At 42.2% G+C, this 11,931-nt stretch carries 10 protein-coding genes and 1 tRNA gene; 6 read left to right on the top strand and 5 right to left on the bottom strand.

The genetic code is table 11. The features are described from left to right. Positions 1-70: 70 nt before the first annotated feature. From C1642_RS01155 to C1642_RS01180, 6 genes are read left to right on the top strand one after another with little or no spacing between them, the layout of a single operon-like run. On the top strand, positions 71-2,920 hold the full coding sequence (locus tag C1642_RS01155) for a monovalent cation/H+ antiporter subunit A (protein ID WP_103235789.1): 2,850 nt from the start codon (positions 71-73) through the stop codon (positions 2,918-2,920). Next, positions 2,917-3,285, top strand: coding sequence for a Na+/H+ antiporter subunit C (locus C1642_RS01160; RefSeq protein ID WP_000624229.1), 369 nt, complete (start codon positions 2,917-2,919; stop codon positions 3,283-3,285). Before C1642_RS01155 ends, C1642_RS01160 begins: the two co-directional genes overlap by 4 nt. Further along, positions 3,285-5,096: a monovalent cation/H+ antiporter subunit D gene (locus tag C1642_RS01165; protein WP_103235790.1), complete on the top strand. Its 1,812-nt coding sequence runs from the start codon at positions 3,285-3,287 to the stop codon at positions 5,094-5,096. Before C1642_RS01160 ends, C1642_RS01165 begins: the two co-directional genes overlap by 1 nt. Positions 5,097-5,098: 2 nt before the next feature. After that, the gene (locus C1642_RS01170; RefSeq protein WP_001177203.1) at positions 5,099-5,626 is read left to right on the top strand and encodes a Na+/H+ antiporter subunit E; all 528 of its coding nucleotides are present in this window, start codon (positions 5,099-5,101) and stop codon (positions 5,624-5,626) included. Continuing rightward, positions 5,623-5,898, top strand: coding sequence for a monovalent cation/H+ antiporter subunit F (locus C1642_RS01175; RefSeq protein ID WP_000154076.1), 276 nt, complete (start codon positions 5,623-5,625; stop codon positions 5,896-5,898). The genes C1642_RS01170 and C1642_RS01175 overlap by 4 nt, the downstream gene beginning before the upstream one ends. A 12-nt stretch (positions 5,899-5,910) precedes the next feature. Then, positions 5,911-6,315 (top strand): Na+/H+ antiporter subunit G, encoded by a 405-nt coding sequence (locus tag C1642_RS01180; protein ID WP_001167533.1) that lies wholly within the window; start codon positions 5,911-5,913, stop codon positions 6,313-6,315. A 56-nt stretch (positions 6,316-6,371) separates the two neighbouring features. Here the strand turns inward: C1642_RS01180 and C1642_RS01185 are convergent, their stop codons facing one another. The 5 genes from C1642_RS01185 to C1642_RS01205 all read right to left on the bottom strand — a co-directional run bounded on the left by C1642_RS01185 (position 6,372) and on the right by C1642_RS01205 (position 11,821). Further along, positions 6,372-6,773, bottom strand: coding sequence for a ribosome-binding factor A (locus tag C1642_RS01185; RefSeq protein ID WP_000897046.1), 402 nt, complete (start codon positions 6,771-6,773; stop codon positions 6,372-6,374). Next, positions 6,773-9,472 carry a translation initiation factor IF-2 gene (gene infB, locus C1642_RS01190; protein ID WP_000130326.1) on the bottom strand — a complete coding sequence of 900 codons (2,700 nt, stop codon included), beginning with the start codon at positions 9,470-9,472 and terminating at the stop codon, positions 6,773-6,775. Before infB ends, C1642_RS01185 begins: the two co-directional genes overlap by 1 nt. 10 nt (positions 9,473-9,482) lie before the next feature. Then, a complete protein-coding gene (gene nusA / locus C1642_RS01195; protein ID WP_000532248.1) occupies positions 9,483-10,967 on the bottom strand; it encodes a transcription termination factor NusA in 1,485 nt (494 codons plus the stop codon). 37 nt (positions 10,968-11,004) lie between these two features. Then, the gene (rimP, locus tag C1642_RS01200) at positions 11,005-11,529 is read right to left on the bottom strand and encodes a ribosome maturation factor RimP (protein ID WP_000777730.1); all 525 of its coding nucleotides are present in this window, start codon (positions 11,527-11,529) and stop codon (positions 11,005-11,007) included. Positions 11,530-11,744: 215 nt separating this feature from the next. Next, positions 11,745-11,821 (bottom strand) — tRNA-Met (locus tag C1642_RS01205). Positions 11,822-11,931: the final 110 nt, after the last annotated feature.

The raw sequence follows: 11,931 nt of genomic DNA on the forward strand, positions 1-11,931 counted from the left end.
GGAAATCTCTTTGAATTCCTATCTATTCTGAAATGAAAATTTCACCTTTAGGCTTCGGTCTAAATTATATATGGATACGAGTGTGCTACCGATAATTATCTTATTACCGTTAATATTAGGCACCACCCTTGTTTCATTGCTTCAACGGTTTTCACGTGGAGTAACGGCTTTAGGGGCGATCGGAGTCAGTTTAACCAGTTTTGGTTTATTACTGACTCAGGCTAAAACTGTGCTTGGTGGTGCAAGCATTCAACAAAGTTGGGATTGGTTACCACAATTAGGAATTAATCTGAGCTTTAGACTTGATGCCCTTGGTTTATTATTTTCTCTTCTTATTACCGGTATCGGTACACTCATTTATATTTATGCCTATTATTATTTAGGCCCTAAAAATTCATTAAGTAAATTATATTTATTACTCATGCTGTTTATGGCAGCAATGCTCGGTATTTCTCTTTCTAACAATTTAATTATTTTATTAGTCTTTTGGGAACTTACCAGTATTTCATCCTTCCTATTAGTCGGTTACTGGAGTCATTACGAAGCTGCTCAACGTGGCTCGCGTATGGCACTTACCATTACAGGTATGGGTGGACTCGCCATGCTAGGTGGATTTGTCTTATTAGGACAAATCACAGGAACCTACGAAATTAATGATATTGTCGGAATGAAAGACCTCATTCAAAGTCACTATCTGTTTGTTCCGACGCTTTTGCTTATTTTACTGGGTGCATTTACTAAAAGTGCTCAGTTCCCGTTCCATTTTTGGTTACCCAATGCAATGGCAGCGCCCACTCCCGTGTCGGCCTATTTGCACTCTGCCACCATGGTAAAAGCTGGGATTTTCTTACTAGCTCGTCTTGCACCTATTTTCATTGGCGCTGCGCTTTATCACAACATTGTCACGTTTGTCGGCCTATTTACACTTTGTATGGCCGCATGCTTCGCAATTTTTAAAGAAGATCTAAAAGGACTGCTAGCCTATTCTACAATTAGTCATTTAGGTCTTATCGTTTGCCTGCTTGGTATCGGTTCACCTTTAGCTGTTGCTGCGGCAATTTTCCATATTATTAACCACGCAACCTTTAAAGCTGCCCTGTTTATGATTGCCGGGATCATTGACCATGAAACAGGTACGCGTGACCTTAGAAAGTTAAGTGGGATTTGGCAACTATTACCATTTACCGCAACACTGACTATGATTACAGCGGCATCCATGGCAGGTGTTCCTCTCACCAATGGCTTTATTTCTAAGGAAATGTTCTTTACCGAGCTATTAGCGAGCCTTTCAGGATCAACTGTTATTTTTGCCAGTATTATTGCGACGCTTGCCGGTATTTTTGCAGTCAGTTATTCAATTCGCTTAGTACACGGCGTATTTTTTGATGGCCCCGTAGGTAAACAAGTTCCAAATAAAAATGCCCATGAGCCACCTATCGGCATGCGAGCACCAGCTATATTGCTTGCGACATTATGTATTTTGGTCGGTATTTTCCCTGCCCTACTGGTCGAGCCTCTAGTTAACAGTGTGACACGTGCAAGTCTTATGCAACCTGATTTTGCAGGTACTCATCTTGCAATTTGGCATGGATTTAATGCGCCATTAATCATGAGTATTATTGCTCTGGTTGGCGGTACGCTTTTCTATTTTTCCCTAGCAAAAGATGGCATGATTCGTAAGATCGACCTTGACCCACGTTTAGGGCGCTTACAAGGCCGTATTTTATTTGACTTATTCTTAAAGCATTTATTATTAACAAGCCGAAAAATTAAACAAAAAACCGAAAATGGTTCTTTGCAAAGTTACCTGTTCTTAATCATTGCTTTTAGCATCGTCATGGTTACTCTGCCTTTGTTCAATCAGGGCCTTACCACAGGTACACGTGAGCTGACTCACGCACCATGGATTGCAGTAGTTCTTTGGCTGACCTTATTCTCAGGTTGCTGGATGATGCTTTGGTTCCACCACGAACGTATCAAGGCTGTACTCATTAGCGGTGCAATTGGTCTTGTGGTTACCATGGTATTTGTCACCATGTCGGCACCTGACTTAGCACTCACTCAAATTACGGTAGATGTAGTTACGACTGTTCTGTTGTTGATGAGCTTATCGTTACTCCCTCAACTTACGCCATATGAATCTCGTCGCTCAAGACGTTGGAGAGATGCTGCGTTAGCAATTATTGGCGGTTTAGGAATTGGTTGGATTACATGGCTTATTTTAACGCGTGATCATAATTCGATTTCATGGTTCTTTGCTCAGCAATCCTTACCACTTGGCGGCGGTTCAAACATTGTAAATGTTATTTTGGTGGACTTCCGTGGCTTTGATACCTTTGGTGAAATTACAGTACTAGGCATTGCTGCGATTGGTGCGCTATGTCTCATGGATGGCATGCGCGTACATGGCACCACCATGACACAAGGCCTCACCTACCGCTTTAACCCATCTCCGCTCATGTTCCGTATTACGGCCTCTTGGGTGTTACCTTTAGCATTGGTCGTAAGTGTCTATATCTTTATGCGTGGACACAACTACCCGGGTGGTGGCTTTATTGCAGGTCTAATTACCTCAATGGCACTGATTATTCAGTATATTGCTTTAGGTCAAGATCAAGCAGAACAAATGTTAAAAGCCCAATCCGGTCGTCTTTACGAAATCTGGATTGGCTCCGGATTAACAATTGCAGGCCTTACTGGCATTGCCGCATGGTTCTGGGCACGTCCATTCTTAACCAGTGCGCACGTCTATGTTGAATTACCAGTTTTAGGTAAGTTGCATCTGGCTTCAGCAGCAAGCTTTGATCTGGGTGTGTATATCACCGTAGTAGGCGCTACCATGCTACTCATTTCTGTATTAGGGGACTCTCGCCACTCGAGTATGTCTGGTCCTGTACCTCATGGGGAGAAATCATCATGATCAGTTTAGAATTCTTACTGGCCTCTGCCATTGGGCTACTTGTTGCGACAGGCATTTATCTAATTTTACGTGCGCGTACCTTCCCTGTTGTGTTGGGCTTAGCAGTGCTGGGCTATGCGGTTAACTTATTTTTGTTTGCGATGGGTCGTTTGCAAGTCAGCTCACCAGCCATCCTAACCGAAACCACCAATATTACAGATCCACTTCCACAAGCACTTGTTTTAACAGCAATCGTGATCGGTTTTGCCACTACCGCTTTTATTGTGCAACTCGCGTTACGTAGCCGTTATGAATCCGGTAGTGACCATGTTGATGCTAAAGAAGATATTTCTCCAACATACGACCCACGTGAGGATGAGCCGTGATGTTTGATTTTTTATCTTTTTGGCAAGCTAATACACCAATTTTCAGTATCCTCATCCCGGCATTTACTGGTTTTATCTTATTGCTTCTAGGTAACCCTGGCGCTGGTGCATTAAAAGAAGATTGGCGACAACCTTGGCGCCGTGGCATTAGTTTGATCTCAGCAATAGCTGGGTTAATCACTGCTGTTAGTTATCTGCTTGTTGCAAACACTGGCCAAATTACGGTTTATCAGTTGAGCGAGTGGTCAGCTCCCTTTGGTATTGTGCTGGTACTCGACCGCCTTTCAGCTTTTATGCTGGTTTTAACTTATGCCTTAGCAGTTCCGGTTTTATGGTATGCCAGTGAAAACTGGGATACGAGAGGTCGCTATTTCCACGCCATATTCCATTTTCTTTTAATGGGGCTATGTGGCGCATTTCTCACAGGCGACTTATTTAACCTGTTCGTTTTCTTTGAAATCTTGCTCATGGCGTCCTATGTCCTCTTATTACATGGACAAGGAAAACCGAGATTTCAGCTTGGTGTGCACTACGTCATTATCAACCTTTTAGCCTCTGCCCTGTTCTTAATTGGTCTTGGCATGATCTATGGCAGTGTAGGTAGCCTCAATATGGCTGACGTTTCACGTTTGCTACCGACTTTAGATGCAGATCAACATAAATTAGCAGTTGCAGGTGCCTTACTCTTATTTGTCGTGTTTGGTATTAAAGCGGCCATGCTACCAGTTGGTTTTTGGCTACCAAAAACTTATGCCGTGGCAAGTACACCTGTCGCAGCAATTTTTACCATTATGACCAAAGTGGGGATCTATGCCATTTTGCGCGTCAATGGAACTGTATTTAATGATGTACTCAGCCAAGAAATCTTTAAAAGCTGGTTGCTTCCAATTGGTTTAGTGACTTCTTTATATGGCGTGATTGGCGCAATTGGTGCAGATCGCCTCAGACGTTTTGTTGGCTTTATGGTGCTGTCTTCAATTGGTACTTTATTGATTGCAATTGCCATGTCAAACACGCAAGCGTGGTCTGGAGCATTATTCTATTTAGTCCACAGTACATTGATTGGTGCAGCATTTTACCTGTTCTGTGGCTGGATAACTTCACAGCGCGGTGATTTTAAAGATCATTTAAAGATTGCACCGAGAATTAAACAAGAAAAAGCAGCCATGCTGACTTATTTCCTGATTGCCATGATGCTCGCAGGCTTACCACCTTTTAGTGGCTTCTTTGGGAAAGTATTTATTTTGCAGGCTACTGTTGAAACTGCATATCAAGGCTGGGTTATTGGTATTGTTCTTTTGGTGAGTTTATTAAGCATTATTGCATTAACACGTGTCGGTTTTATTTTATTCTGGCGTGCATCACCACCAGAAGAAGACCCGATCAATCCTGCTTATATTATTTATCGTGCTTTACCTGAAAAAGCACCGCCACGTAACGATACAGTCATCTATATCTTGCTTGCCGGTTTAGTGGCTTATGTAGCATTTGCTTCACCTGTATTGCACTACACCACAAATACCGCTCAGCAAATTCAAGATCATGCCCTGTATCAGCAATCTATTCTTAAAACTGATCAAAATGGCGAAGTTATTAGCGTTCAGCCATATGACTCAACTTATTTACCAGAAACAAAATATGGTGGTGAAGTTGAAGATCATAATGCCTATCTTATTCCTGACATTATTTCAAAAGATACTTTCAACGGTGAGCATATTTCTGAATATAAACACCGCCAAATTCAGCAGCAAGAAAAATTGCAAACCCCAACCATTGCTGATGAAAGTCAACTGAAACCTATGGAGCCATAACAATGCAGCTATCTAAATTGCTTGACCGCTGGTTTCCGCATCCATTTGTTTCTTTTTTGATTATCATCTTCTGGTTAATGCTCGCGCATAGTCTTGATGCGAGCGACCTGCTTATGGCTGTAATTTTGGGGCTTGTTATTCCCCGTCTAGTTCGTCCTTTTATTACCAGAACCCCGCATATCCATTGGAAACCTGCCATAAAACTATGTTTTGTTGTCTTGTGGGACATTATTATTTCCAATTTTCGGGTTGCTAAACTGGTATTAGGGTCACCGAAAAAATTACATCCTAAATGGTACCGTGTTCCATTAGAAACAGAACATGAACAAGTAAACTCTTTACTGGCAATGATTATTACCACAACGCCTGGCACGGTCTCTGCCGGTATTGATCAAGAGCGTGGTGATATTTTGGTCCACTCTCTTAGCACAGAAAATACTGAAAGTGATGTGCAAGACATCAAACAACGCTATGAGGCTCCACTCATGGAAATTTTTGATGTGAAAAGCAAATCGGAGGACAACGCATGACCATCCTACCTTATGCTCTTGGCATTAGCTTGATTGCTATCACAATCTCTATGTTGCTTTGCCTTTTTCGAATGGTGATGGGGCCATCTATTGTCGACCGCCTACTAGCGCTTGATACCCTATTTTTAAATGCGACCTGTCTCATTATTGTGTTAGGCATTTATTGGACAACAACCTCTTTATTCGAAGGGGCGTTGTTAGTCGCTATGCTAGGGTTTGTTTCAACGGCTGCTTTAGCTCGTTATTTTACAACCGGTCATGTAATCGATTAGGGGAAGGTCAAAATGCAAATTACAATGGAAATTATTGTTTCGATCTTTCTGGTTTTCGGTGCTTTTTTTATGTTAGTCGGATCTATCGGTATGGTACGTCTACCCGATTTATTCATGCGACTACACGCACCTACCAAGTCGAGTACATTAGGCTTAGGTAGCTTTTTAATTGCTTCAATGATCTTTTTTGCTTTTCAAGGCCGATTTGGCTTTGCCGAGTTACTTATTACACTGTTGGCTTTTATTACTGCACCTGTATCAGCTAACTTAATTGCTCAAGCCGCGCTACATTTACGTTTACGCTCGTTGAGTGGTGAAGTTCCTGAGGCAATTGAACGCCCTCTCCCTTGGGATCGGTATAAAATTGGGCAACGTTTTTCACAAAACAAACCACCTATGGAACCTCCTCAAGAATAAAAACTTGAACACATAAAAAAGCCACCCCAAGGTGGCTTTTTTATTTTGAGTTTTTATTACTCTTCGTCATCTGACTCACGTTTCGGTAAATCTTGTACCGCTTTTTCGATAAGACCAAACATATAGTTACCATATGCATTGGTTTTATCGTAATGGAAACGCAAGCGAGGCGTGATGCGCGTTTTAATACGACGACTCAACTCCTGACGTAAAAAACCAGATGCTTTATTCAAAATATCTAGTGTTTCACGGTGAGCCACTTCGTTTTGGTCATCGCTTAATTCACGACCCATCACGGTCACATAGACATCGGCATAACCTAAGTCCGGACTGACTTTAACGCCTGAGATGGTCACAAGACCACCCAGACGCGGATCTTTCAACTCCTGACGGATAAGTTCAGAAAGCTCGCGCTGTACTGAATCCGCCATTCGCTTTAAGCGTTGTCCACCCGCCATTAAAGACTCCGTTTAACCATTTGAACATCATAAACCTCAATCTTATCAAGAGGTTTGATGTCGTTATAACCTTTCACGGCAAGACCACATTCCATACCGGCACGAACTTCATCAACGACATCTTTATAACGACGTAATGATTCAAGTTCACCTTGGAAAATCACAACATCATCACGTAAGACACGGATTGGTTTGTTACGGTGAATCACGCCTTCCATAACCATACAGCCCGCAGCAGCACCAAACTTACTAGAACGGAACACTTCACGTACTTGAGCAACACCCAAGATAGTTTCACGGTGTTCAGGAGCAAGTTTACCGCTCATGGCATCTTTTACATCATCAATCAATTCATAGATGATGCTGTAGTAACGAATATCGATACCGTCTTGGTCACTCTTCTGACGAGCAGCTGTATCAGCACGAACGTTGAAGCCTAACAATACAGCTTCTGAAGACTCGGCAAGAATTACATCAGACTCAGTGATCGCACCAACACCAGAACTAATTACGCGAACTTTTACTTCATCAGTAGAGAGTTCATGTAATGCAGCATTCAATGCTTCTAAAGTACCACGAACATCTGTTCTTAAAACAACGTTCACTGTAGGAACGTCTTTTTTGCCCATAGATGCCATGATGTTTTCAAGACGCATTGCGCTTTGACGTTCGATACGTTTTTCACGTTCACGGTCTGCACGAGCATCAGCAACTTCACGTGCCTTCTTCTCGTCATTTACTACAAGAACTTCATCACCCGCCATTGGAGCTTCTGGTAGACCCAAAATTTCCACTGGAATAGATGGTCCTGCTGACTTAATTGGCTTACCGTTTTCATCAGACATCGCACGAACACGGCCATATGATGAACCAGCAAGAACAAGGTCACCAATATTTAATGTACCGTTTTGAACAAGAATCGAAGTTACTGCACCACGGCCTTTATCCACACGTGCTTCAATAACAACACCTTGTGCAGCACCTTCAGCAGATGCTTTTAATTCCATCAATTCAGATTGAATTAGAATTAAATCAAGGAGTTCATCAATACCTTGGCCAGTATGTGCTGAAACCTTAGCAACCGGAACATCACCGCCCCATTCTTCTGGAACGATTTCTTTGGTTGTTAATTCATTTAACACACGGTCTGGATCAGCAGATTCTTTATCCATTTTGTTGATAGCAACAATAATTGGAGTTCCTGCTGCACGTGCATGGTCAATCGCTTCTGCAGTTTGCGGCATTACACCGTCATCTGCTGCAACAACCAATACCACGATATCCGTTGCTTTAGCACCACGTGCACGCATTGAAGTAAATGCTGCATGTCCCGGTGTATCAAGGAATGTAATAATCCCTTTGTCTGTTTCAACGTGATATGCACCAATGTGCTGGGTAATACCACCTGCTTCACCTGCCGCCACTTTAGAACGACGGATACGGTCAAGCAATGATGTTTTACCATGGTCAACGTGACCCATGATTGTAACAACTGGAGGACGAGTAGTTTGTTCACCACGTGCTTCTTCAGCTGCTTCAAGTAAGTTATCTTCTGCTTGTGTATCAGAAACTAGAACAGGGTTATGGCCCATTTCTTCTACAACAAGTGCAGCTGTATCTTGGTCAATTGTCTGGTTCTGGTTAACCAATTCACCCATTTTCATAAGTGTCTTGATAACTTCACGTACTTTAATCGCCATCTTTTGAGCAAGATCGGCAACAACAATGCTTGAACCGATTTCTACATCATAGACTTGCTTTTTAACTGGCTTTTCAAAACCATGCTTGTTCGCTTGGCTTGATTTTAAACCACGTTTGTTATGGTTAACGAAGCTTTGCTCTTCTTGACCACGACGACCGCCTTTCTTACCAGCGCGAGGGTTAGTTGTAGCACCACCACGTTTAATTTCACGGTCTTCTTGATTAAATGAATCTTCATAAGCTTGGCCAACAAGACCTGAAGCAAGAGGAGAATCATCAATCACACGAATAGTTGCAGTAGCATCATCATTTGAATATTTAGATGCCATCTTACGCATTTGTTCAAGCGTACGCTGCTGAGCTTCCTCAGCCGCTTTACGACGTGCAGCTTCTTCAGTTGCTTTCAACTGAGCTGTTTGTGCTTCACGCGCTTTCTTTTGCTCTAATGTTTCTGCTGGTTTTGGTGCAGGTTTTACTGTACCACCACCACGTTTTTTCACTACAACAGCAGCTTTAGGAGCTGACTGTGCAGCGCTATCTTGTTGATGAGCAGCACGCATTGCATCTAAAGTTGCTTTTGCTTTTTGCTCTGTTTGAAGACGCGCTTTTTGCTCTGCAGCTTCACGCGCTTGTTGTTCTGCACGCGCTTTAGCTTCTGCTTCTGCACGCGCTTTAGCTTCTGCTGCAATTTGTTCTGGGTTTGGTTTAGCAAAAACCTGTTTTTTACGTACTTCTACGTTAATTGTTTTTGCTTTACCCGAAGTACTTGCAACTTTAGCGGTACTGGTTGTTTTACGTTTCAACGCAATTTTTCCTGTGTTACCACTTTCCTGACCATGCACCTTTTTCAAATAATTGACTAAGGTGTCCTGTTGTTCAGTGGTAATAATGTCGTCTGCTGTACGTTGAGGCAAACCTGCTTCACGAGCCTGTTCTAGGAGCTTCTCAACAGGACGTCCTACGCTGAGAGCTAACTCTTTAATCGACTTGTCCGTCATATTTCATCTCCTAGTTAAACCATGATTCGCGAGCTTTCATGATCAATTGACCTGCTTTTTCATGACCAAGACCTTCAATATCAGAAATATCGTCAGTTGCTTGATCTGCCAAATCATCAACAGTAATAATACCGCGAGCGGCTAGCGAGTAAGCGATCTCAGAGGTCATGCCTTCCATATTGAGAAGGTCTGCACTCGGTTCTTGAATATTTTCTTGCTGTTTCAATGCATCAGTTAATGCAGCTTCTTTTGCACGACTTTGCAATAACTCAACTAACTCAGCGTCAAGTTCAATTTCGTCAAAAGTTTCAGCTGGCACATAAGCAATCTCTTCTAAAGAAGTGAAGCCCATCTCTACTAACGCCATTGCCAAGTCTTCTTCAATATCTAAACGTGATACGAACATGTCGAGATATTGCTGAGCTTCATTCTGCTGACGAGCACGATACTCTTCTTCAAGCATCATGTCGAGTTTGTAGCCAGTTAAATCAGAAGCTAAACGAACATTTTGACCTTGCGAACCAATCGCACGTGCCAATTGATCGTTGGTAGCAAAAATAATGTCTGCACTTTTTGCATCTTCATCAAGCACAATGCCTGATACATCAGCTGGTTCTAATGCACTTGCGATGTATTGAGCTGGATCATCAGACCAAACTACAACATCAATACGCTCACCATTTAACTCTTGCTGTACAGCCTGGATACGTGTTCCACGCATACCAATACATGCACCAACAGGGTCAATACGGTGGTCGTTCGTTTTTACTGCGATTTTTGCACGAACACCTGGTTGACGCGCCGCAGCTTTAATTTCAATAATTTCTTCAGAAATTTCAGGAATTTCTTTCTTCATCAAAGCAATAAGCATTTCAGGCTTAGCGCGTGATAATAGAAGCTGAGCACCACGGCCTTCACGGTTTACACTATATAAAATAGCATTTACACGTTGTTTTGGACGAAGGATCTCTTTAGGAATCATTTCTTCACGAGCTAAATAAGCTTCAGCATTGTCACCTAAGTCAATAATGAAACCATCTTTAGTTTGCTTTTTCACTTCACCGTAAATTAGCTCGCCAACTTTTGATTCATAAGCATCAGCAACTAATGCACGCTCTGCTTCACGAATTTTTTGTACGATAACCTGTTTCGCAATCTGCGCAGCGATACGACCGAACTCAATCGATTCTACTTCAAGCTCACGAACGTCGCCAATTGACCATTTTGCAGGATCAACATCAGAAATTGCGTCTTGGCATGCTGGCATTTCATGATCTTCATCTGCCACAACAGTCCATTGACGGAATGTACGGTAATCACCAGTTCTACGATCAATTTCTACACGAAGCTGAGCTTCTTCAGAATTGGTACCCTCGTAAAATTTTTTCTTCGTTGCAGCAACTAGAGCTTGTTCTAAAGCTTCGAAGATCGCTTCACGACTAACACCTTTTTCATTACTAACCGTTTCAACAACGGTAAGAATTTCGCGGCCCATAAGTCACCTACCGATTTCTTATATAATTTAAATAAATTTAATCTTGATAGATCAAGTTTGCTTTATCGATATTGTTGCTGTCGATATCAAGCACATGCTTTCCTTCAACTTCAACCTGAATCTCTTCATTTTCAAGGTCTACAGCAAGGAGTTTTGCTTGAAATTTACGACGATTTTCTACTGCAGCAATCAAACGCAAAGCAACCTGTTGTCCAATGTAGCCTTGCAACTGTTCGAGTTGAAAAAATGGGCGATCCCAACCTGGTGAAGAAACTTCTAATGCATATTCACCTGAAATCGGATCATGGACATCCAGCATTGCGCCGACCTGTTGTGTAACACGAACACAATCTTCTACACCAATACCGCGGCCTTGCTCTACTTCACCATCTTCATTAATCACTGGTTCAGCATTTTCATCAACCGGTCTATCGATATAAATACGCAATAATGAACGCTTACCTTGTGGAAGGAATTCAATTCCCCAAAGGTCGACACCACATGCCTCCACTGCTGGAGCAATCATGTCATACAATGCTTGGGATTTATTTGATAATTTCATTTACTCTCGTCATTCTCGTGCGATTCAATCGGTTGTTTTAACCGACACAGACTTACTATAGTGAAGCATGACTATTTGACCAATTGATGTCGACACTACACGATAGCGATACGATAACCAATAAAAAAGGGCGTTAATCGCCCCTATATAGCACAGAAAACAATAGTCCACTGTGCAAAAAGGCCCACCTTGTCTGTGAGCCTCTTTAAGAAACTTGGTAGCGGGAGCTGGATTTGAACCAACGACCTTCGGGTTATGAGCCCGACGAGCTACCAGACTGCTCCATCCCGCATCAACGTGCAAAAATTATATACAAATATCGAAAAAAGTCAATGTAAACTTATCCAATATTAGCTTGATTAAGTTGCACCTTAATCAAATTGGTAGCGGGAGCTGGATTTG

This window comes from Acinetobacter sp. AKBS16 (assembly GCF_002899995.1).
GTDB lineage: Bacteria > Pseudomonadota > Gammaproteobacteria > Pseudomonadales > Moraxellaceae > Acinetobacter > Acinetobacter baumannii.